The sequence below is a fragment of the Flavobacterium album genome (assembly GCF_003096035.1).
Classification (GTDB): domain Bacteria; phylum Bacteroidota; class Bacteroidia; order Flavobacteriales; family Flavobacteriaceae; genus Flavobacterium; species Flavobacterium album.
The window spans coordinates 1,226,356-1,248,969 of the sequence record NZ_CP029186.1 but is presented as its reverse complement, the minus strand read 5'-3'; the positions used below and the strand labels follow the sequence as shown (position 1 = coordinate 1,248,969).

Here is a 22,614-nt window from a genome sequence, read left to right as displayed (position 1 = left end):
CAATATATCTCAATTATAAAAGCTCCCAAAAATTACAAAATATATTCTGCCCGCTTATATTGATGTTTTTTGGAATTATGTATATAAAAAAAGCCGTTGGGAAATTTTTCAACGGCTTTTATAATTTATATCGAATGTTACTCTACTGTAACTGATTTTGCAAGGTTACGCGGCTGGTCTACGTTACAGCCCCTCATCACTGCGATGTGGTACGATAGCAATTGTAGGGGGATAGTTGTAAGCAGCGGCGACAAAGCATCCGATGTATCCGGCACTTCTATTACGTGGTCGGCAAGGTCCCTTACCTGTACGTCGCCTTTGGTCACTACGGCAATGATCTTTCCACTCCTTGATTTTATCTCCTGTATGTTACTCACGATCTTGTCGTAATGCTCCTGTTTCTGTGCGATGATCACCACCGGCATCTGCTCATCAATAAGGGCGATAGGGCCGTGCTTCATTTCGGCAGCAGGGTAGCCCTCTGCGTGTATGTACGATATCTCTTTTAGCTTCAATGCACCTTCAAGCGCCACAGGGAAGTTATAGCCCCTGCCCAGGTAAAGGCAGTTTGGCGCATCTTTATAAATAGCAGCGATAGCTTGCGCGGCATCGTTGGTCATAAGTGCCTCGGCAACTTTTTCCGGGATTATCTCAAGCTCCTGAAGGTACCTGTGGAAATCGGAATTGTTCATAGTTCCCTTGGCCTGTGCAAGGCGAAGCGCTATAAGGGTAAGCACAGTTATCTGTGTTGTAAATGCTTTGGTAGAAGCCACACCTATCTCAGGGCCGGCATGCGTATAAGCGCCTGCATCGGTCTCGCGGGATATGGAAGAGCCTACTACGTTGCAAACCCCAAATACAAATGCGCCGTGCTGTTTTGCCAGCTTGATTGCCGCAAGGGTATCGGCAGTTTCGCCGGATTGCGAAATAGCGATCACCACATCGGTTGGCCTTATGATAGGGTTCCTGTAACGGAATTCCGAAGCATACTCTACCTCTACCGGTATGCGTGCAAATTCTTCAAAAATATATTCGGCTACAAGGCCGGCATGCCATGAAGTACCGCAGGCAATGATAAGTATCCTGTCGGCGTTAAGGAATTTCTGGAGGTTGTCCTCGATACCCGCCATCTTGATAAGGCCTTCGTTGGCATGAAGCCTTCCGCGGTAGGTATCTTTTATTACGCTTGGCTGCTCATAGATCTCTTTAAGCATAAAGTGGTCATAACCGCCTTTTTCTATCTGCTCAAGGTTCATCTGAAGCTCCTGTATGTATGGGTCAACCAAAGAATCGTCTTTGATCTTCCTTATTTTTAGCGGCTTGTTAAGGCGCACGATTGCCATTTCCTCGTCTTCAAGGTATATGGCATTCGATGTGTATTCTATAAAAGGCGATGCATCAGAGGCCACAAAGAATTCGTCTTTGCCAACACCTATGGCAAGCGGGCTTCCCAAACGGGCTGCAACGATCTCGCCCGGCCTTTCTTTATCGAAAACCGCAATGGCATAAGCGCCCACTACCTGGTTCAATGCTACCTGTACGGCCTTACCCAGCTTAAGGTTTTCTTTTTTCTTTACGTCTTCAATAAGGTTTACAAGCACTTCCGTATCAGTATCCGACTGGAAGGTATACCCCCTTTTGATAAGCTCTTTTTTAAGCGGTTCATAGTTTTCTATGATACCGTTGTGCACGATTACCAGGTTGCCCGAGTTTGAAAAGTGCGGGTGTGAGTTTACATCGTTCGGCACGCCATGCGTAGCCCAGCGGGTATGGCCAATGCCAATTTTCCCGTTAGTACTTATCTCTTTGGCTGCTTTCTCTTCCAGGTCAGAAACTTTACCTTTAGTTTTGCACAATGTCAGGTCGGAGCCGTCATAAAGAACAACCCCAGCACTGTCATATCCCCTGTATTCCAGCCTTCTCAGGCCTTTTATAATAACAGGGTATGCTTCCCTGTGACCGATGTAACCTACAATTCCACACATAACAATAGCTAATTAATTGGGTTTGGTATAAAAAATTTCAAGTTTAAGGCGCTTGTTTTCAGGTACTGCCGAGTTAGAACCGTACAGTATCGTACCGAAAGGATGCATTACCGAAGTTACCGGCACTGTGGAAACCGTTACAGGGGCCGTTGCGCCGGTAGTCTCCGTAAAAGGCGATTTCAATGCAGCATTGCCCGTAAGGTTAATATATTCCGCCACCACAAGGCCCAGCTTCACGTTGGTCGAATCCTTGTTTACGAGGTTATTTATATGGTCGGTAATCCTTATTTTATATTTGGTACCGCGCCCGTTCTCATCCTCACGAATCCCCCCATGCACAAACTTATCGTATTTAGGATTGATTGTGGTGGTGGTGGCATCCAAAGAATAATCTATCAGCGGCCTTTTGTTTTTTACATCATAGAGTAACAGCCTCAATGGCTCTTTTTCTTTCTTTTTGGGATCAGAAGGTCCCTGGCCCATGCCTGTCTCCGTATTATCATCAATATAAAACACAAGGTTGGCTTCGTTTATCAATACCCTCTGGCCACCCTGGCTCTCTGCTTTGAGCGCGTCTATGGTTGCCTGGTCAATATCGATGAAAGCCATAGATCCTTCGCCGCCTTTCAGGTAAAGCCTCACATCTCCCGCAGCCGCATCAGAAGTATTGATTGCCGTAGTAAAAGCTTCTTTGGGGGTATTCTCAAAAAAGTTAATGGTATTGCCATCAAGGTTCAGCGTCATGCTTTTGGCAAACTTATCTACAGTATGCCCGCTGCTTTCGGTTGTAGAAATATTATGGTCCCTGTATTTTATGGTGATCACTCCCTGGTCGAACCTTGGCACTACCATAACCGACTGGCCTTCCAGCTGCGTTACCCTGAAGTAAAGCCCCCTGAAGTATTCTTTAAAGATGTTGTTATTAACCAGCTTACCGGCTGCTGCAGGGCCAAACAGCATATTCTGGAACTCCGTTTTATCCAGGTAAAGGAAAATACCAGGTGCTTTGCGCTCTACTACTTTCGATTCCGTTTGGCCATCTGGTATTGCAGAACGCGCTATCTCATCGTCAGAGATCGGGAATTCATCGTTTTGCGCTGTAGAAAAATTATTAAGCCTTGAGCCTACAACAGCGGCATCAATAAGGGATTTGTCATTAGAATAATATTTCTGGCCGGAAACGAACGATGTGCCCGGATCTGAATCGCGAAGGAAATAGCCATTCCTGAATACATCCAGCTTTATTTTTGTTTCCGGAGCGCCATAGATAGAATCCAGGTCATAGGTACTAACGCCTGTTGTGGCATCGGTACTTTCAATGCTGCTGAAATATGGTACGTACAAGTACACGGAATCTATTTCCGGAGCGTAAAGCGTTGGGTTTACGGTGGCAAGCTGCACCTGTGTTACAAAATGGGCAACCGTTTTCCCGAACACGAGGTTATCATAGGCACCAAGCGTATTAAGCGTAAGGTTGTTGGACTGTACTATCCCCGTAGGCCTGTCATATGCGGTAACGCCGGCTTCAACCTGAAACATGCCATGGTGCACGTCATCATCAATAATATCGGAACCCAGGTTATTATAATCGGTATCGCACGAAATGATGAATACGGCACTTAAAGCAAGAATTATTTTCTTTAGGAAGGAACTGTTGATCATAGATTTTTTTTAAGATTTACTATAAAACCTGATTTTTATAGAAATTAGTATATGCCTCTGCAAAATTATCTTTGGACACATACGGCAAAAACGGCTTACCGGAATCCTCAACAGCCTGCTGCAGCCCGGCCGAAAGGTTTTCGGAAGCAATGATCAGCGCATCCGAATGTGCTATGGATGCTTTCAGTATATTTTCGTAATTAGGCACCTCGAGCACCTTTACGTCACTTTCAGGGATATTGTCAAACAGCACTTTCTTCAGCATATCGTTGTCAAGCGTGCCGTCGAAAGACTGGTTGTACACCGAAGTCACGATCTTTGTATCGGCAAAAAGGGCTTCATGCTTGTAGTAATGCTTCATATATATAGGCAGCATTGCGGCCATCCAGCCGTGCACGTGGATTATATCCGGCACCCAGTTGAGTTTTTTCACGGTCTCGACAACGCCTTTGGCAAAAAAGATCGCGCGTTCGTCGTTATCCGGGTAAAGCTCCCCTTCTTCATCAGTAAAAGTAGCTTTGCGCTTAAAATACTCATCGTTGTCTATAAAATAGACCTGTATCCTTTCTTTAGGAATAGAGGCCACCTTTATGATAAGGGGCATATCCATGTCGTTCACCACTAGGTTCATTCCCGAAAGACGGATGACTTCGTGCAGCTGGTGCCTCCTTTCATTGATATTGCCATAGCGGGGCATAAAGATCCTAATCTGGCCCCCCTGGTCATTTATCATTTTCGGCACATCATACGACATTAACGAGACCTCATTCTCTGCCAGATACGGCACTACTTCAGATGATACATACAATATCCTCTTATCCTCCATCTTCAATAACTTATTTTATTTGGATACAAAAACATGCAAAATTAAACAATTTTGCGCATTTTATAACTAAAAGATTAATTTTGCCCTGATATTTAATTTAAAGTTAATGCTCATTTTCAATAATAAAGCCGGTTTGACGAAAGTTTTGTCTGACTATTTAAACGTTAAATCAACCGTTGGGTTTGTCCCTACAATGGGCGCATTGCACCAAGGCCACCTCTCATTGCTGCGTCAGTCGGTAAAGGAAAATGACGTTACGGTCATCAGTATATTCGTGAACCCCACGCAGTTCAACAACGCAGAGGACCTGGACAAGTACCCGCGTACCCTTGACGCCGACGTAGAAAAAATAAAGCAGGTAAGCGATGCCATTATCGTTTTTGCGCCATCGGTAAATGAGATGTATGACGGCAATACCATATCTTCCCATTTTTCTTTTGACGGGCTCGAAAACCAGATGGAAGGCGCCCACAGGCCCGGCCATTTTGACGGTGTGGGGACCATTGTTAAGAAATTGTTTGAGATCGTAATGCCTACCAGGGCTTATTTTGGGGAAAAAGATTTCCAGCAGCTGCAGATCGTAAAAAAAATGGCAGAGAAAGAAGGAATGCCGGTTATCATCATAGGCTGCCCGATAAGCCGCGAAGACAGCGGGCTTGCCATGAGCTCCCGCAACGAAAGGCTGAGCACGCAAGACAGGGACAAAGCCGCTTTTATCTACAAAACCCTGAAAGAAGCACAGGAACAGTTTGATAATCAAAGTATTGAAGATATAAAGAAGTATGTGTACGATGCCTTTGCAGCCCACCCGGAGTTTACAATGGACTATTTTGAGATTGCTGCCGAAGACGACCTGAAACCCGCCGTTATAAAGGAAAACAGGAAATACAGGGCTTTCGTTGCAGTTTTTTTAAGCAATGTGCGCCTAATTGACAATATTTCATTAAATTGATTACCTTTGCGCCATGCAAATTCAAGTTGTAAAATCCAAGATTCACCGCGTTAAGGTGACGGGAGCCGATTTAAATTACATAGGTAGCATAACCATTGACGAAGCGTTGATGGAAGCAGCGAATCTTATTGAAGGTGAAAAAGTTTCGATCGTAAACATCAATAATGGTGAGCGCCTCGAGACTTATGTGATCAAAGGAAACAGGAACAGCGGCGAGATTACCCTCAACGGGCCCGCTGCCAGGAAAGTACAGAAGGGAGATATCATCATCATCATTTCATATGGTATCCTGGACATAGAAGAGGCTAAAGTATTTAAGCCCTCTATTGTATTCCCTAACGAAACAGATAACTCCTTAACATAGCTTTGAACAAGAAGTTAAGCAAATTTTTAAGCATTACACTCCCACTCCTGTTGGGAGTTTTTTTAATTATATACATGTACAGGCACGCTACTGCGAAAGAGCTTGCCGACCTCAAGAACAGCTTAAGGACAGCCGACTACACATATGTATATATTTCGCTTTTTGTTGGGCTTACCGGTTTTTGGGCGAGGGCCTATCGCTGGAAATATACCCTGGCGCACCTGGGCTATGAAGTGCCTTTTGGGGTAAAGTTCGGCGCTGTTTGCATTACTTATATCATGAATATGTTCATCCCGCGCAGCGGCGAGGTAAGCCGGGCCGTGGCGCTGAACAAGTATGCCGGCGTGCCTTTCGATAAGGCCTTCGGCACCATTATTGCAGAACGGATCATCGACCTTATCCTCTTGGTGATCGTAGTAGCCCTCACTGCCGCCCTGCAATTTGACGCTCTCAAGGCCTATCTGGACGACATCCCTTTCCAGCAACTGCTTTTTTACGGTACTGTTGCAGGAATACTTTTTATAGGGTCGGTACTTTTTTTTATGTACTCCAAACTGGGCTGGGTACAAAAATTAAAACTGAAGATATCCGGCCTTACAGAAGGCGTGCTGAGCGCTTTCAAAATGCCCAATAAGTGGCCTTTCCTTTTGCTGTCGTTGTACATATGGTTCAGCTATGTCCTGATGTTCTATGTAACGATATATGCGCTTCCCGAAACTTCAGGGCTTGACTTTGGCACTGTGGTCACGGCCTTCGTCATTGGCAGTATCGTTATCACTTTTACCAACGGTGGCACGGGCTTTTTCCCCTTCGCCATATCCAATATCCTTTATGTTTACGGAGTACCAAAATCGGCAGGTGCTGCCTTTGGCTGGATTGTCTGGACTTCTCAAACGGGGCAGATATTATTTTTAGGGATATTATCATTTTTATTGCTCCCGATACTTTACAGAAACAAATAATTGCTATATTGCCAGCTATTTGCTAAACCCCCGTAAAGCTATGAGAACCACATTATTAACCCTTATTCTGGCTGTTATATGGCCTGTTTCGGCACAAAGAAAAACCGAGATAATCGAATCAAAAAAGCTTAATGCCTCGCGCGAAATTACTATCGTGACACCGGCATCCTACGAAACAAATAAGAAGAAAGATTATCCGCTCCTGGTACTCCTGGATGGCGAATATCTTTTAGATCCTTTTGCCGGCACTCTCTCGTATACCGAATACTGGAACGACCTTCCCGAAGTGATCATCGTGGGGGTACACCAGAACAGCGATGAAGAAAGATCCCTGGACACCCAGACCGATGACCACGGCGTACCAATGGACCAGGGCGACAAATTTTTTGAATTCATCTCTACAGAGCTGATGCCGATGATAGAAAAGAATTACCGGGTATCGCCTTTCCGAATCATTGCCGGCCATGGGCTTACGGCAGGGTATCTCAACTTCTTCCTGTATAAGGATAAACCGCTTTTCAATGCTTATATCTGCATGAGCCCCGACATGCCTGTTGACATGGAAAACCGCATACCGGAAAGGCTGGCGCAGCTGAAAAAGCCCACTTACTACTACCTGGCAACCGCCGAAGGTGACGTGCCGCGCCTGCAGAAACCGATAAAAACACTGAACGATAATATAAAGGCCATTACAAACCCGGGGCTTAAATACATGTACGAAGATTTTAAGGGATGCTCCCATTATTCGCTGGTGGTGCATGCCATACCTGAGTCGCTGTACCATATATTTTCTTCCTACCAGCCTATATCCTCTACCGAATACCAGGACAAGATCGTTAAGCTTACTTCGGGCTACGCAAAATACCTGCAGGAACGTTACGATATAATGGAAAAAGACCTTGGCGTAAAAATACCGGTGAGGCTTAATGACTTTAAAGCCATTGAAGCGGCGATCATTAAGAACGGCGCTTATGACGAGCTTCGGGATCTTTCGGACATTGCTTCGAAGTGTTACCCGAAAACAACCCTTGCCGATTATTATTCCGGGATGTACTATGAAAAGACCGGCGACAATAAAAAAGCAATAAAAGCCTATATGCACAGTTATACCCTTGACGAAATAGGTGAATATACCAAAGACTTTATGCTTGAAAAAGCAGAGAAACTCAGAGAACGCTAATGTCTAAACTCAAAACTTCCTTTTTTTGCCAGAATTGCGGTACACAATATTCGAAATGGCAGGGACAATGCAATGCCTGTAAGCAATGGAATACCATTGTGGAAGAGGTAATACAAAAAGAAGAAAAACAGGCGTGGAAGCCCGCTTCGGCCGACACCAAAAAAGCGGCGCGCCCTTTAAAGATTAATGAAATAGATGCGGGCGGCGAGATACGCCTTGACACCGGTGACGGCGAGCTGAACCGTGTATTGGGTGGCGGCCTGGTGCCGGGATCGCTCACGCTGCTTGGCGGCGAGCCTGGGATCGGGAAGAGTACGCTATTGCTCCAGATCTCCCTAAAGCTGCCCTACCGCACCCTTTACGTATCGGGCGAGGAGAGCCAGAAGCAGATAAAGATGCGCGCCGAAAGGATAACACCATCGGCAGAGAACTGCTACATCCTTACCGAAACGAAAACACAGAATATTTTCAGGCAGATCGGGGATATCGACCCTGAGGTTGTTATCATCGACTCAATACAGACACTGCATTCGGACTACATTGAATCGTCGGCAGGTAGCATTTCGCAGATACGCGAAACCACCGCCGAACTGATAAAATTTGCCAAAGAAACCAACGTGCCTGTAATACTGATAGGCCACATTACCAAAGACGGCAGCATAGCCGGGCCAAAGATACTGGAACACATGGTAGATACCGTGCTACAGTTTGAAGGCGACCGCAACCACGTATACCGCATTCTCCGTTCGCTCAAAAACCGCTTTGGCTCTACTGCCGAACTGGGCATTTATGAAATGCTGGGCAGCGGATTGCGGGAAGTAGCCAACCCATCGGAAATACTTATATCGCACAAAGACGAAGAAATGAGTGGTACCGCCATTGCCACCACCATGGAAGGCATGCGCCCGCTGATGGTCGAGATACAGGCATTGGTTAGCTCGGCAGTATATGGCACGCCGCAACGCAGCACTACAGGCTACAATGCCAAAAGGCTCAACATGGTACTGGCCGTACTGGAAAAACGGGCGGGCTTCCGCCTGGGCGCAAAAGACGTATTCCTGAACATTACCGGTGGCATCAATGTAGACGACCCCGCTATCGACCTTGCCGTAGTAGCCGCCATTTTATCCTCTAATGAGGATATTCCTGTCAGTAAAGATTTTTGTTTTGCGGGAGAAATAGGGCTTTCGGGAGAGATTCGCCCTGTAAATCGTGTAGACCAGCGCATACTGGAAGCCGAAAAGTTAGGATTTTCTACTATTTTTGTGTCTAAGTACAATAAGATCTCATTAAAGAACACCCTGATCGACATAAGGCTGGTAGCGAAGATAGAAGATGTTGCAAGCCACCTTTTCGGTTAGACCATTACAATTCAATGCGTAAAAGAAGCAAGAAACAGATAGCAATATTAGTTTTAAAGATATTCGTTGTATTCATCGTTGTCTGCATCATTTCCTTTTTTGCCTTCCGGAACATGCTCCTGCAAAAAGCGATTGCTAAAGTTTCCGACAAAATGCAACGGGAATACAGCAGCCGTTTTACGGTAAAAGAAGCCGCATTTAAAGGATTCTCCGGCATTGAGCTGAAAGAGATCGCATTGGTGCCAAACAATGCTGACACGCTGCTGCATGTGCAGGAGATAAAGACATCGGTAAACTACTTCAGGCTCCTTACGGGCGATGTGCAGCTGGGCACCCTGGAAATGAAGAATGGTTATGTGCAGCTGATACGCAACAAAGACGGCAAGAACTTTGATGCCTTCCTGAAAAAGAATAAGGAAAAGACTGAAGATGACGGGCCAAAGGAAGCCAATTATGCCGAAAGGGCCTACAATATACTGAACACAGCGCTCAACCTGGTGCCTACCGATATGAAGCTGGACAACCTCACGCTGCGCCTTGAGGATATGGGCAGGAAAATAAGCCTCAAACTGCAGCAGATGCGCCTGGCCGACGAGCAGCTGGAGTCGACCATTGGGGTAAGCGCCGACAGCATAAGCCAGACATGGAAAGTGAAAGGCATGGCCGACCCACGGGACAAGCGGGCCGATCTTAAATTCTTCAATTCTGATACGTCACGCATAGAAGTACCCTACATCTACGAGCGTTTTGGCGTGAGATCAGGATTCGATTCCATCCACCTTAACGTCGAAAATATCGATATGGATGGCGATGAGCTGCATGTAGACGGTTTTGCATCTATTGGCAATTTTATGGTGAGCCATCCGAAGATTGCCCAAAAAGATGTAGTGATCGACAAGGCGCGCTTTGATTACCATTTTTTGTTCGGGCCGGATTTCGTATCGGTTGACAGCACCTCGACAGTGCAGTTGAACCGCATAAAATTCAATCCCTATGCACGGTACAGCGTTGACGGCGATACCATTTATGAGCTGAAGGCCAAGATCCCGAAAATGCAGGCGCAGGATTTTATCACCTCGCTGCCGAAGGGGCTTTTTACCAATTTTGAAGGCATGGAAGCCGAAGGCACCTTTAGCTACGACCTGGAATTCTTATACAACAAAAACAAGCCTAACGCACTGGTATTTGACGCCAACCTGAAAAAAGAAGGCCTTAAAATCCTTAAATACGGGGCCGCCGACCTGGCAAAGCTCAATGGCAGCTTTACCTACAGGGCTATTGATAACGGAAGGGCGCAGCGACCGATCATTGTAGGCCCGGCTAACCCTTACTTTACGCCATTATCAGACATTTCTCCTTACCTCCAAAAAGCGGTGCTTACCAGCGAAGACCCTTCGTACTTCAGGCATAGGGGCTTTATAACCGAGGCTTTCCGCCAATCGATCATCAAGAATATAAAAGCCAAAAAATTTGCACGTGGGGCCAGCACCATAAGCATGCAGCTGATTAAGAATGTATTCCTTACCCGCAACAAAACGCTTTCGCGAAAGCTGGAAGAGATACTGCTTACCTACATATTGGAGAACAACAACATATCGAGTAAATCCCGCATGCTGGAGGTATACTTCAATGTTATCGAATGGGGGCCTGATGTTTATGGCATTGGTGAGGCCGCCGATTATTATTTCGATAAGCACCCGTCACAACTGTCGCTGGATGAATGTGTGTTTCTGGCAAGCATCGTACCGAGGCCGAAAGCTTTTATGTGGCAGTTTGACAACGAAGGCCACCTGAAAGGCTATGCCGTTAAGCACAACAAATTTATAAAGGACCTCATGCTGCGCCGCGGGCTTTTGGTTCCCGAAGATACCATTGCGCAACATGGCGACATACACATAACCGGCCGTGGCAAATCGCGCATAAAGCTGAAAGAGGTACCATTGTATGAGAACGACTCGATAGACCTGGATGAGTTCTTTTTCAATGTGACGAAGCGGGCTTTTTAAATGTTTGAAAATAAATCAAATACAATTGCATTCTTCCATTTCGACGAACGAGAAATCCCGGAACATTTGAGATTTCTCCTTCGTCGAAATGGAAAACATGTTTATTCCTATAACTGTTAAATTCACAACCCTTCCCAACCTTTTTATTAAAAGGCTACTCTCTTACTTTATAAATACTTTTTATGAAAAAGATACTCTTTTTATGCCTGCTCATCAGCAGCATGACATTCGCCCAAAAACCGATATTCACTACGGCTAAGGCTGTTGCGGCTACGGTATACTTTAACGGTGCCGAGCTTTCGCAGGCCACAACCGTAAACCTTCCCGCCGGTAGCAGTGAGATCGTGGTAAAAAACGTGGCTGACAACCTCAATGAAAACACTGTACGTATTGGGGCACCCGCCGGACTCACGGTGCTTTCGGTGCAATTTACGCGCGACTATATCGCCGAATATGAGGCTGACGAAACTTCGCCTGCCATTAAAAAAGTGCGCGACAGTATCAGCCTCGTTCAAAAAGAGCTGGAACGGACGGCAACGGCGAAGGCATCTGAACTAAAGGTTCTTGAGCTGCTCGACAAAAACAACCAGGTGTACGGACAGCAGTCAGGGCTCAGCGTTACCGAACTGATGAAGATGGTCGACTATTACAAGGCGAAGCGCACTGAAACGGCTACTGCTATCAATACGCTGACAGAAAAAGAAAAGAAACTGAACGAATTGCTTGCTAAACTCAACAGCCGCCTGGAAACCGACACCACTACTGACGATGATCTTTCTGAGGGAAAACTGGTGTTGCAGGTAATGAACGATAAGGCCGGTACTATCCCGCTGACGATAGATTACCTTGCCCAAAATGCCGGATGGACACCTTTCTATGACCTGAGAGCCGACAATATCACGGAGCCTATTAATTTGTTATACAAAGCGGAAGTAGTGCAACAGACAGGCCTCGACTGGAAAAAGATAAAGCTCACTTTATCCAGCGGGATGCCCAACCAAAGTAATATAGCGCCATCTATCAATCCGTGGTTTCTGACCACGTATAACCCCTTAGCTTACACAAGTAATGGTTTTGCAAATGTTACGGAAACCCTACAGGGACAGGTGGCAGGTGTTGCCATATCTACCGGGCAGGGGCAGCCGGGCGCGAACAGTACTGTTATACTGCGTGGTTATGGCTCTATGAACGGGAACATCGAGCCCCTGTATGTTATTGATGGAGTTCCGGATAATGCAGATAACTTCAGGAGCCTTAACCCCAAAGAAATCGTAAATATTGAAGTACTTAAAGATGCAGGCGCTACTGCCATTTACGGCAACAGGGGTGCTAATGGGGTTATAATAGTTACCACAAAAAAAGGAAAGTTTAAAGAAAAGGCTTCCGTAGATAAATTTACACAGGTCACAGAAAACCAAATGAATGTATCTTTCGATATCGATATCCCTTACGATATCCTGTCGAACGGAAAGAAGCACAGCATTACCATGAAGGAGATAAAGCTGCCGGCATTCTTCAGGCATTTATCGGTGCCGAAACTTGAGGAGGAAGCCTTCCTGATGGCTGAAATAACCGACTATTCTAAATACAACCTGTTGAAAGGCGAGGCCAATATCATCTTTGAAGGGATGTATGCCGGCAAAACGTATATTGATCCGGGACAAACGACGGATACGCTGAGCCTTAGCATGGGAAGGGATAAAAAGATCGATATCGAAAGAACAAAAGTGGTGGAGAAGTCCGGAAGCAAATTCCTTTCGTCTAAAAAAGAAGAGACGTTTACTTATGACATCATCGTGCGTAATAACAAGAAAGAAGCCGTACAGCTGACCGTAAAAGACCAATATCCGCTGAGCACACTGGAGAACATGGAAGTAGAACTCCTGGAAAGCAGCGGTGCCGATGTGGATGAGGAGACTGGCATCCTGCAATGGCAGATGAAGCTGAAGCCCGGTGAAACCAAAAAGGTGCGCCTGAGCTACCGTGTGCGGCACCCTAAAGATGTAGGGATAGGGAATCTATAATATTTTGTTAACCAATTGAATGTATTGCTGTTTATTTGGTTAAATTTACTGATATAACACAATCAATTAATTAGCTATGAAAACAAAACTATTTTTAGCTTCCCTGCTATTCACGGGGTTCGTACACGCCCAGGACATCGAACTGGAACCATTCGCCCAGGGTTTGAACATGCCGGTTGATATTGCTTTCGCCAATGACGACCGGATGTTCGTGGTGGAGCAGGACGGACTTATTAAAATGCTTATCAACGTTGAGGGGGAAGTAACCCAATCAACATTCCTGAACGTATCATCCCTTATCGCTACTTCCGGATCGGAAAGGGGGCTTTTAGGAATGGCGTTCCATCCCGATTTTGAAAATAACGGTTATTTTTTCATCAATTATACCAATACCAGTAACAACACAGTCATAGCACGCTATACTGTTAATTCTGCTGACCCAAATGTAGCCGACCCCAACAGCGGCGTTATCCTGTTGACCGTAACCCAGCCTTTTTCCAACCACAATGGGGGCTGCCTCCGCTTCGGCCCGGACGGCTACCTCTATATAGGCATGGGTGACGGAGGCGATGGAGGCGACCCGGGTAACAGGGCACAGAATATCAATACACTGCTTGGAAAAATGCTGCGCCTTGATGTTGACGGCGCGGCTCCTTATACTAGCCCTGCGGACAATCCGTATATAGGCGTGGATGGTGCCGATGAAATATGGGCCATCGGGATGCGCAACCCCTGGAAATTTTCTTTTAACAGGCTGAACGGCGACCTTTGGATTGGCGATGTTGGGCAGGAACTATGGGAAGAGATCAACAAGGTGCCCTCTACATCCGGAGGGCTTAATTTCGGGTGGAGGTGCTATGAGGGTACCCATACTTACAATACGTCGGAATGTTCAGGCATTACCGGCTTAACCGCACCACTTGTTGATTATAGCAGCGGCTCAGGAAGCGGGAATTGTTCTGTCATAGGCGGCTATGTTTATACCGGGACACTTTTCCCGAACCTGCAGGGAAAATACCTTTTTGCGGATTATTGCAGCAGCAAAATAGGTATGATCGATGAGGCTGGAGGCGCTATTACCTGGACCAGCGCTTTCCCTGGAACCAACTTTGTGACCTTTGGTGAAGACCACAGCGGCGAACTTTATATTGCAGGCATCAGCGACGGAAAGATATACCACATCATTGACAATTCCGTTTCGGGCACTACCGATTTTGCAGGTGGCTCTTATACAGTTTATCCTAACCCTGCCGGTACCGAAGTTTTTTTAGACCTTAACAACATACTGTCCACTGCTTCTGTAAGCATCCTTGATATAAGGGGGAAACTGCTGGTACAGCAGGACGTTGCGGAAGGCAGCTCGCGCATTGATACTTCCGCATTACAGTCAGGCATTTACATGATGAAGCTTGAGGCTTCGGGTAATACTAAGTACCAGAAACTGGTTATCAGGTAGCAGAAAATTTTGTCGCAAGACTAAGGCGGCAGTCATTGCGAGGAGGAACGACGAAGCAATCTTTCTGCTCAGGCAAAGTCGGTTACATAGAAAGATTGCCGCGCTCCGTAAACTCCGCTCGCAATGACACGGAGTGTCTCAGAAATAATATCAAAAGGCCGGATCATCTCCGGCCTTTTATTGTATAAATTACTTACTATTAAATCTCGTTCAGCATTTTGGATATCTCATCCAGTTTTGGTGTTAGGATGATCTCGATCCTCCTGTTTTTTGATTTACCTTCTGCGGTATCGTTGCCTGCTACCGGGGCAAATTCTCCCCTGCCTGCTGCGGTAAGGTTTTGCGGGTTCACTGTTTTATTCTCGCGGATAATGTTCACGATCGCTGTGGCACGCTTGGTAGAAAGATCCCAGTTATCGGTGATCTGGCCGGTGCCTGCATAAGGCACGTTATCGGTGTGGCCTTCTATCAGTACAGAGATATCAGGGTTCACGGCAAGTACCTTGGCAACCTCGACTACCGCTTTTTTACCTTCAGCGCCTACAACCCAGCTTCCTGACCCGAATAGCAGTTTGTTCTCCATCGAAACATACACTTTGCCGTTCTTCATCTCTACGGTAAGCCCTTTGCCTTCAAAGCTGTTGAGCGCTTTAGAAAGCGTTTCCTTCAGTTTTTTCATGCTTGCTTCCTGCGATGCCATCATGCTTTCCAGCTCATTTACACGCTGCGAACGTTCCTGAAGCTCCGAACTTAGTTTGTTCAGCCTCTCCTGTTCTGCCGCCAGCGCTTTTTCCTTTGCTTCCAGCTGCGCAAGGAGCTCGCGGTTCTTTTTCATATTGGTATCCAGTGCATCGCCGCTGTTTTTCTCAAGCGCGGCATAGGATGATTTGAGCGTATTCAGGCTCGATTGTGCGGCAGCATAATCGGCAGCCAGCTTGTCACGGTCGGCCTTCATTTTATCCAGCTGCCCATGCAGGTCTTTCGATTTCAGGTCGAGCGCATTGCGTTCTTTTTCGAGCGAGGTATTCTTATCGGCCATCTCGCGGTTTTCTTTTTTCAGGTCGGCATACTTATTCTCCAGGTCGGTATATACCTTCTTGGACACGCAGCTTGTTGCCATCATCATGACCAACAGGCCTACAGAAATTCTTCTTAGTATCATGTAATATATGTTTATTTAGTGGTCTTTATTCAAATTCTACCAGTATCGGGCAGTGATCGCTGTGCCTTGCTTCCGGCAATATAAGTGCCCGGGTAAGGCGGTCGCGCAGGGGCTCGCTCACAAGTGCATAGTCGATACGCCACCCCTTATTATTGGCACGCGCATTGCCAAAGTTGCTCCACCATGTATAATTGTGCGGCTCTTTATTAAAATGGCGGAAGCTGTCGATAAAGCCGCTTTCCATAAAGCCGCCGAGCCATGCGCGTTCGTTTGGCAGGAAGCCCGAAACCCTCGCATTGCGCACCGGATCGTGGATGTCTATCTTTTCATGGCAGATATTATAATCGCCGCAGATGATAAGGTTTGGTATCTCAGTCCGAAGGTTTGTAATATATTGGTGGAATTCATCCATGTAACGGAACTTGTACTCATGCCTTTCGACATTGGTTCCCGAAGGCAGGTATAAACTCATTACCGAAAAGCCGTCGAAATCGAGCCGTATGTTGCGGCCTTCAAAATCCATGTGCTCTATGCCGGTGCCATATACCACATTATTAGGTTTGTGCTTCGATACTATAGCAACACCGCTATAGCCTTTTTTTTGCGCAGAGAACCAGTAATGGTATGGGTAGCCTGCCGCCTCAATTTCGTGAACGGCTACCTGGTCTACGGTTGCCTTGGTTTCCTGGAGGCAAATGATGTCCGGGCCGGCCTGTTTCAGCCATTCGATAAAACCCTTATTGAACGCTGCACGGATACCGTTTACGTTGTAAGAAATAATCCTCATTATAGTGTGTTTGTTTTTCAAAAGTAACCAAAAAAGTATACAATCCCTTTTCGGCCGAAAATTTATTGCAGTAGAAATGGGGATAATACAAATGTTTTGCCACTAATCCGTTTTAAATGCTGTTTTACCAGGCAAAATCGTATGATCTTTGCACAATAATTAAAAAACTTATTCTCCTTTAGCGTTTCATCATAATTGTTATCTTTGTTTTTCGCCTGAAACACAAATGTAGATGAGTTTAGTTACAGCTAAAGAAGTTGCAAAAGCAATAAAGACTGACAAATACGGGTTTTTAGGAACTTTTACCGGCTGGTTATTGATGAAGGTCCTGAAGATCTCCACGATGAATAAGATATACGACAGGAACAAGCACCTTAGCGACCTTAAGTTCCTGAATGCCATACTTGATGAGTTCCAGATAAAATTCGAGATCCCTGAAGAAGACCTGAAGCGCCTCCCTAAAAGCGGTGCCTATATTACTATATCCAATCATCCCCTGGGTGGGATCGACGGCATATTGCTCCTGAAGTTGATGCTCGAGCAGGAGCCGAATTTCAAGATCATTGCCAATTTCCTGCTGCACCGCATCGAGCCGCTTAAGCCGTATGTGATGCCTGTTAACCCGTTCGAAAACCACAAGGATGCCAAATCGAGCGTAACGGGAATCAAAGATGCGCTGCGCCACCTGAGCGACGGCAAGCCACTGGGCATATTCCCGGCCGGCGAAGTATCTACCTATAAAGACGGTAAGCTGGTAGTAGACAAACCGTGGGAAGAGGGCGCCATAAAACTCATAAAAAAAGCGAATGTGCCTGTAGTGCCCATCTACTTCCATGCCAAGAACAGCAGGCTGTTTTATTTCCTTTCCAAATTGGGCGACACTTTGCGTACCGCCAAATTGCCATCGGAACTGCTCACCCAGAAAGACAGGGTTATCAGGGTGCGTATCGGCAAGCCTATCTCGGTAGCAGAACAGGCCGAACACGAAGGGCTGGAAGCTTATTCGGAATTCCTGCGCAGAAAAACGTATATGCTGGCCAACCCATATGAAAAAGACACAAAACTTATAGACACTTCCAACCTGAACCTTAAGATAAACAAAGGCCCCAAGCAGATTGCTAAACCGGCCAACCACGACAAAATACTTGCCGAAGTGGCACAGCTCCGAAAAGGAGATTACCGCCTGCTGCAAAGCAAGAATTATGAAGTATTCTTTGTTTCGGCAGATAAGATCCCAAATATCCTGCACGAAATAGGCCGCCTCCGCGAAATAACTTTCAGGGAAGTGGGCGAAGGCACGAATGAGTCGCTCGACCTTGATAATTACGACAAATATTACCACCACATGTTCCTGTGGGACGATGATACCAAATGCATCGCCGGCGCTTACCGGATGGGGCTGGGATCGGATATCTATAAAAAATACGGTATCGACGGCTTTTACCTTCACGACCTTTTCCGTTTTGAGCCGGAACTATATGACATGATGAGCAAGTCGATAGAGATGGGGCGTGCATTCATCATTAAAGAATACCAGCAGAAACCCATGCCGCTCTTCCTGCTCTGGAAAGGGATCGTACATACCACGCTCCGCTTCCCGGATCATAAGTTCCTCATTGGCGGGGTGAGCATCAGCAACCAGTTCTCGGATTTCTCAAAATCGCTGATGATCGAGTTTATGAAATCGCATTACTACGACCCGTATGTGGCCCAGTACATCCACCCTAAAAAGGAGTATAAGGTAAAACTGAAGGATGCGGATAAAGATTTTGTTTTCAACGAAGCGGAAGCCGACCTGAACAAGTTTGACAAATTTATCGAGGAAGTAGAGCCGGGCAACCTACGCCTGCCGGTACTCATCAAAAAATACATTAAGCAAAATGCAAGGGTGGTAGCGTTTAATGTCGACCCGCTATTCAATAACTCGGTAGACGGGCTGATGTACATCCGTATCGCCGACCTGCCCGAAAGCACCGTGCGCCCTGTTATGGAAGAATTCCAGAAGGAACTCGAACGCAAGCTTGCAGAAAAGGGCGAAGAGCATTTGTAGAAATTGCACTAATTTACATTGCTAAAGAAGGTGTAACTCATAAAATAAACTGCCCCAATAATCATCAATTATTGGGGCAGTTTTTTATAAGCTTTATTTAGTAGGTTTCCTTTGCACCTATCTCGTCAAATTCGTTATAATTATTTTTCGGGTCAGGGCCATATTGGTTAGGGCCGCGGTCACCTTCAGTAGCCAATAGGACCAGGAGCCATATCCCCCCTACAATCGGAATCAAAACAACAAAATAATACCAACCGCTTTTGTTGATGTCATGCAGCCTCCTTACGGCAACAGCAAGTCCTGGAACGAAAGTTGCAAGGGCATAAATACCATAAAGGGCCATTCCGATAGTGCCAATTAACATCGCTAATACGTAGAGTGCAATCAGGAATATCAGGTTAAACAAAATAAAATACCAATATTCGCTTCGCCTCGCCCTTCCCGAAAAGTTTGCGTAATTGTCGCGTACAACTTTTAGATACCATTCCATAATTTTTATTTTTTTGGTTTGTATACTAAAAGTAATATTATTACATCAACACTTTTGTTAAGCCGAATGATTATTAATAATTTTTTAACGTAGATACAGCATAGCGCTGCCGAACAGCTAAAATGCTTGTGACTATTCTCCCAAACCATTTCGCCGCTTTAGCAATACAATGCCTTTATCTTATCAATGATTACCTGCGCCAGCCGCTCGTGGCTTTCAAAGGTCCACCCGGCAATGTGGGGCGTGAGTAATACCTTATCAGAATCCAGAAGGTATTGGAACGCTTCGGGAATATTGCCATCCATGAACAGGTGCTCAAAAGACGACTTTTCATATTCAAGGACATCGAGTGCGGCACCAAGTACTTTACCCGATCGCAAGGCATCGGCCAGGTCTTTCGTTACCAGGCTTTTCCCCCGCGCTGTGTTTATTAACCAGAACGGTTTTGCAAAAGCATTAATATAATACGCATCCACCATCTTGTGTGTTTCCTGAGTGTGCGGTGTATGCAGGCTGACTACATCGGCCTTTTGCTGTAATTCTTCAAGTGTTACCTGCCGGGCATTGGTATCGCCTACACCAGGCTTTATGTCATAGCACAGCACCTCAACATCAAAACCCCGCAGCTTTTTGGCGAACGATTTACCCATATTGCCATAGCCGATGATGCCTACCGTTTTACCATCCAGCTCATGACCGCGGTTGCCCTCGCGTATCCATTGGCCATTGCGTATTTCCCTGTCGGCTTTATTGAGATTATTGAATAACGACAACAGCATGCCCAGCGCCTGCTCCCCTACCGCGTTGCGGTTGCCTTCAGGGGCAGCGATAAGGTGAACCCCCTTTTGGGCTGCATAATCGCAGTCGATACTTTCAAGCCCGGCACCCACACGGGCGATGAATTGCAGATTGGTAGCCTTATCTAAAAACTGCTTATCAATATCAAAGCGGCTGCGAATCACGATGCCGTTATAGTTGTGGATCTTGGCCTCTACCTCTTCTTTGGATGATTTAAAATCGGCTTCATTGGTAAAGCCGGCCTGCTCCATCTGTTCCCATAGGATTGGGTTGTTGCTGTCTATGTGGAGGATTTTTATATGTTTAGCGTCCATCTGTTTCGGGTTATTTCACAAAGTTACACAAAGGAGGCGCAAAGGCACACAAAGCCATTAATCAATCTTTGAGAAACTTTGTGCCTTCTTTGGGAAACTATCTCTAAAACCCCAATATCATTTTCGCTATAGAAAAATAGATCAATATCCCACAGATGTCGTTGCTGGTAGTAATGAACGGGCCGGTGGCCAGTGCGGGGTCTATCTTGAATTTATTGAGGAGCAATGGCATGAAGGTGCCTATAAGGGAGGCGATAACGATTACTGTTATAAGCGATATGCTCACTGTCAGGGCTATATCATAGCCTCTGCCCAGCAGGAAATGGCTTCCTAAAAACAATATCGAAGCCAGCATCAGTCCGTTAAGCAATGTAAGCAATACCTCTTTAATAAGCCGGTTCCACAAAGATCCGCTTAAGGTGTTGTTGGCCAAACCCTGCACAATGATCGCCGACGACTGTACGCCCACATTCCCGGCCATTGCGGCAATAAGCGGCGTAAAGAAAAACAGTTCGCCGTGGTTTTGCATTGCCGGTTCAAAGATGCCGAGTACTTTCACGGTTACAAATCCGCCCAGTAATGCCAGCACCAGCCACGGAAGGCGGGCTTTGGTGAGGTCCAGGATGCTGTCATCCGCCTCAACGTCCTGCGAGATACCCGCTGCCAGCTGGTAATCCTTGTCGGCTTCTTCCTTGATCACGTCTACCACGTCATCGATGGTAATGCGCCCTACAAGCCTGCCAAGCTCGTCGATCACCGGGATGGCCTCAAGGTCATATTTCTGCATGATCCGCGCCACCTCTACATCGGGCGTGGTCACTTTTACAAAATCTACTTTTTTGATATATACCTCGCTGATCGGTGTTTTGGTGGAAGTCACCAGGAGGTCTTTTAGCGAAAGCCTGCCTTTTAGCCTGCCTTCATCGTCTACTACATATATTGAATGTACGCGCTGCACGTTCTCGGCCTGCACACGCATTTCCTTTACACAGGTAAGCACATTCCAGTTCTCGTTGACCTTTACAAGCTCCTTACCCATAAGACCGCCTGCGGTATCCTCGTCATAACGAAGCAGGTCTACAATGTCCTTAGCGTGCTCGTCGTCGTTCAGCTCCTGGATAACCTCCTCCTTCATGTCCGCCGGAAGTTCCGCTATAATGTCGGCGGCGTCATCCGTGCTCATCTCATCGAGCTCTTCAGCGATCTCTTTCGGCGAGAGGTTTTTTAATATCTTTTCGCGTATTTCCTCATCGAGCTCAAGAAGTATCTCAGAAGTTTTTTCACTGTCGAGGATGTGGAAGATGTAGCTGGCCTCACCGGCATCCAGTTCTTCCATAATCTCGGCAATATCAGCAGTGTGTATATCGTGAAGCAGGGCTTGCAGCTCCTGCTCGCGGTTCTCACTTATATATTGCTCTATCCGGGCAATAAAATCTTTGCTGATTTTAAACTCCATTGGCCGCTATTTTCTGGGTAAGTTCTATGAATTGCTCCACCGACAGCTGTTCCGGGCGGAGGTCAAAGATACTATCTTCCTTTAAAATATCCGAAAGGTTGTATGTTTTTAAACTGTTACGAAGTGTCTTTCTTCTTTGGTTGAATGCCGTTTTTACCACGTTGAAAAACAGTTTTTCATCTACATTGAGATGGAAATTCTCTTTGCGTATCAATCGGAGCACACCCGATTTTACTTTTGGCGGCGGGTTGAATACATGCTCATCAACCGTAAAAAGGTATTCGGCATCATAAAACGCCTGTACCAGCACCGAAAGGATTCCATAGGCCTTGCTGCCTTTTTTCTCGCAGATGCGCTCGGCCACTTCCTTCTGGAACATGCCGGAGAATTCGGGTATCCTGTCGCGCATTTCGAGCGTACGGAATACGATCTGCGTTGAAATATTATACGGGAAATTGCCTATGATCGCGAACGGCTCATCGCCAAAAACTTCGCTTATATTATACCGCAAAAAGTCTTTGGAAATTATCTTACCATGGAGTTTAGGATAATGCGCATTGAGGTATTCCACCGACTCAGTATCGATCTCGATCACCCATGTTTCCAGGTCTTTTTCCAACAGGTACTTGGTAAGAACTCCCATCCCGGGGCCTATCTCAAGGACTTTATTGTACCCGTTGCCGGTTAGTGTATCGGCAATATCCTTTGCAATGCTTTCGTCCTTCAGGAAATGCTGCCCGAGGTGTTTTTTGGCTTTTACTTTATCCATTTTTGGGACC

General features: G+C 46.1%; 18 protein-coding genes. 9 read left to right on the top strand and 9 right to left on the bottom strand.

What is annotated here, in order from left to right:
• Window positions 1–137 precede the first annotated feature (137 nt).
• Genes glmS through HYN59_RS05560 form a run of 3 tightly spaced genes read right to left on the bottom strand, consistent with a single transcriptional unit; the run spans window position 138 to window position 4,473 of the window.
• Window positions 138–1,985, bottom strand: coding sequence for a glutamine--fructose-6-phosphate transaminase (isomerizing) (gene glmS / locus HYN59_RS05570; protein ID WP_108777324.1), 1,848 nt, complete (start codon window positions 1,983–1,985; stop codon window positions 138–140).
• Window positions 1,986–1,997: 12 nt separating this feature from the next.
• A complete protein-coding gene (gene bamH, locus HYN59_RS05565; protein ID WP_108777323.1) occupies window positions 1,998–3,647 on the bottom strand; it encodes a BamH family beta-barrel-assembly machinery protein in 1,650 nt (549 codons plus the stop codon).
• 19 nt (window positions 3,648–3,666) lie between these two features.
• Complete coding sequence (locus HYN59_RS05560) at window positions 3,667–4,473, bottom strand: glycogen/starch synthase (protein ID WP_108777322.1); 807 nt, start codon at window positions 4,471–4,473, stop codon at window positions 3,667–3,669.
• A gap of 106 nt (window positions 4,474–4,579) precedes the next feature.
• On the opposite strand from HYN59_RS05560, the gene panC reads away from it, so the two are divergent.
• The 8 genes from panC (at window position 4,580) to HYN59_RS05520 (ending at window position 14,778) form a co-directional block, all read left to right on the top strand.
• Window positions 4,580–5,425: a pantoate--beta-alanine ligase gene (gene panC, locus HYN59_RS05555; protein WP_108777321.1), complete on the top strand. Its 846-nt coding sequence runs from the start codon at window positions 4,580–4,582 to the stop codon at window positions 5,423–5,425.
• Window positions 5,426–5,438: 13 nt separating this feature from the next.
• Entirely contained in the window at window positions 5,439–5,789 is a 351-nt protein-coding gene (gene panD / locus HYN59_RS05550) for an aspartate 1-decarboxylase (protein ID WP_108777320.1), read from the top strand.
• Between the two features lie 74 nt (window positions 5,790–5,863).
• Entirely contained in the window at window positions 5,864–6,751 is an 888-nt protein-coding gene (locus tag HYN59_RS05545) for a lysylphosphatidylglycerol synthase transmembrane domain-containing protein (RefSeq protein WP_245895672.1), read from the top strand.
• Between the two features lie 40 nt (window positions 6,752–6,791).
• Window positions 6,792–7,931 carry an alpha/beta hydrolase gene (locus tag HYN59_RS05540; protein ID WP_108777318.1) on the top strand — a complete coding sequence of 380 codons (1,140 nt, stop codon included), beginning with the start codon at window positions 6,792–6,794 and terminating at the stop codon, window positions 7,929–7,931.
• Window positions 7,931–9,292, top strand: coding sequence for a DNA repair protein RadA (radA, locus tag HYN59_RS05535; RefSeq protein WP_108777317.1), 1,362 nt, complete (start codon window positions 7,931–7,933; stop codon window positions 9,290–9,292). Before HYN59_RS05540 ends, radA begins: the two co-directional genes overlap by 1 nt.
• Window positions 9,293–9,306: 14 nt before the next feature.
• Complete coding sequence (locus HYN59_RS05530; RefSeq protein WP_108777316.1) at window positions 9,307–11,298, top strand: transglycosylase domain-containing protein; 1,992 nt, start codon at window positions 9,307–9,309, stop codon at window positions 11,296–11,298.
• A gap of 182 nt (window positions 11,299–11,480) precedes the next feature.
• Entirely contained in the window at window positions 11,481–13,322 is a 1,842-nt protein-coding gene (locus tag HYN59_RS05525; RefSeq protein WP_108777315.1) for a DUF4139 domain-containing protein, read from the top strand.
• A 76-nt stretch (window positions 13,323–13,398) separates the two neighbouring features.
• Window positions 13,399–14,778 (top strand): PQQ-dependent sugar dehydrogenase, encoded by a 1,380-nt coding sequence (locus HYN59_RS05520; protein ID WP_108777314.1) that lies wholly within the window; start codon window positions 13,399–13,401, stop codon window positions 14,776–14,778.
• A gap of 199 nt (window positions 14,779–14,977) precedes the next feature.
• Here the strand turns inward: HYN59_RS05520 and HYN59_RS05515 are convergent, their stop codons facing one another.
• A complete protein-coding gene (locus HYN59_RS05515) occupies window positions 14,978–15,937 on the bottom strand; it encodes an OmpA family protein (RefSeq protein ID WP_108779650.1) in 960 nt (319 codons plus the stop codon).
• A 28-nt stretch (window positions 15,938–15,965) separates the two neighbouring features.
• A complete protein-coding gene (locus HYN59_RS05510; protein WP_108777313.1) occupies window positions 15,966–16,727 on the bottom strand; it encodes an exodeoxyribonuclease III in 762 nt (253 codons plus the stop codon).
• A gap of 232 nt (window positions 16,728–16,959) precedes the next feature.
• On the opposite strand from HYN59_RS05510, the gene HYN59_RS05505 reads away from it, so the two are divergent.
• The gene (locus HYN59_RS05505) at window positions 16,960–18,777 is read left to right on the top strand and encodes a GNAT family N-acyltransferase (protein ID WP_108777312.1); all 1,818 of its coding nucleotides are present in this window, start codon (window positions 16,960–16,962) and stop codon (window positions 18,775–18,777) included.
• 97 nt (window positions 18,778–18,874) lie between these two features.
• On the opposite strand, the gene HYN59_RS05500 is transcribed toward HYN59_RS05505, so the two are convergent.
• The 4 genes from HYN59_RS05500 to rsmA form a co-directional block, all read right to left on the bottom strand.
• Window positions 18,875–19,267: a DUF805 domain-containing protein gene (locus tag HYN59_RS05500; protein WP_108777311.1), complete on the bottom strand. Its 393-nt coding sequence runs from the start codon at window positions 19,265–19,267 to the stop codon at window positions 18,875–18,877.
• A gap of 158 nt (window positions 19,268–19,425) precedes the next feature.
• Window positions 19,426–20,379 carry a 2-hydroxyacid dehydrogenase gene (locus HYN59_RS05495; RefSeq protein ID WP_108777310.1) on the bottom strand — a complete coding sequence of 318 codons (954 nt, stop codon included), beginning with the start codon at window positions 20,377–20,379 and terminating at the stop codon, window positions 19,426–19,428.
• Between the two features lie 103 nt (window positions 20,380–20,482).
• Entirely contained in the window at window positions 20,483–21,835 is a 1,353-nt protein-coding gene (gene mgtE / locus HYN59_RS05490) for a magnesium transporter (protein ID WP_108777309.1), read from the bottom strand.
• A complete protein-coding gene (rsmA, locus tag HYN59_RS05485) occupies window positions 21,825–22,604 on the bottom strand; it encodes a 16S rRNA (adenine(1518)-N(6)/adenine(1519)-N(6))-dimethyltransferase RsmA (RefSeq protein ID WP_108777308.1) in 780 nt (259 codons plus the stop codon). The genes mgtE and rsmA overlap by 11 nt, the downstream gene beginning before the upstream one ends.
• Between the last annotated feature and the right edge of the window lie 10 nt (window positions 22,605–22,614).

Bases quoted from the DNA above. Each gene is read 5' to 3' on its own strand.
- glmS (WP_108777324.1), bottom strand. From the start codon at position 1,985: ATGTGTGGAATTGTAGGTTACATCGGTCACAGGGAAGCATACCCTGTT.
- bamH (WP_108777323.1), bottom strand. From the start codon at position 3,647: ATGATCAACAGTTCCTTCCTAAAGAAAATAATTCTTGCTTTAAGTGCC.
- HYN59_RS05560 (WP_108777322.1), bottom strand. From the start codon at position 4,473: ATGGAGGATAAGAGGATATTGTATGTATCATCTGAAGTAGTGCCGTAT.
- panC (WP_108777321.1), top strand. From the start codon at position 4,580: ATGCTCATTTTCAATAATAAAGCCGGTTTGACGAAAGTTTTGTCTGAC.
- panD (WP_108777320.1), top strand. From the start codon at position 5,439: ATGCAAATTCAAGTTGTAAAATCCAAGATTCACCGCGTTAAGGTGACG.
- HYN59_RS05545 (WP_245895672.1), top strand. From the start codon at position 5,864: ATGTACAGGCACGCTACTGCGAAAGAGCTTGCCGACCTCAAGAACAGC.
- HYN59_RS05540 (WP_108777318.1), top strand. From the start codon at position 6,792: ATGAGAACCACATTATTAACCCTTATTCTGGCTGTTATATGGCCTGTT.
- radA (WP_108777317.1), top strand. From the start codon at position 7,931: ATGTCTAAACTCAAAACTTCCTTTTTTTGCCAGAATTGCGGTACACAA.
- HYN59_RS05530 (WP_108777316.1), top strand. From the start codon at position 9,307: ATGCGTAAAAGAAGCAAGAAACAGATAGCAATATTAGTTTTAAAGATA.
- HYN59_RS05525 (WP_108777315.1), top strand. From the start codon at position 11,481: ATGAAAAAGATACTCTTTTTATGCCTGCTCATCAGCAGCATGACATTC.
- HYN59_RS05520 (WP_108777314.1), top strand. From the start codon at position 13,399: ATGAAAACAAAACTATTTTTAGCTTCCCTGCTATTCACGGGGTTCGTA.
- HYN59_RS05510 (WP_108777313.1), bottom strand. From the start codon at position 16,727: ATGAGGATTATTTCTTACAACGTAAACGGTATCCGTGCAGCGTTCAAT.
- HYN59_RS05505 (WP_108777312.1), top strand. From the start codon at position 16,960: ATGAGTTTAGTTACAGCTAAAGAAGTTGCAAAAGCAATAAAGACTGAC.
- HYN59_RS05500 (WP_108777311.1), bottom strand. From the start codon at position 19,267: ATGGAATGGTATCTAAAAGTTGTACGCGACAATTACGCAAACTTTTCG.
- HYN59_RS05495 (WP_108777310.1), bottom strand. From the start codon at position 20,379: ATGGACGCTAAACATATAAAAATCCTCCACATAGACAGCAACAACCCA.
- mgtE (WP_108777309.1), bottom strand. From the start codon at position 21,835: ATGGAGTTTAAAATCAGCAAAGATTTTATTGCCCGGATAGAGCAATAT.
- rsmA (WP_108777308.1), bottom strand. From the start codon at position 22,604: ATGGATAAAGTAAAAGCCAAAAAACACCTCGGGCAGCATTTCCTGAAG.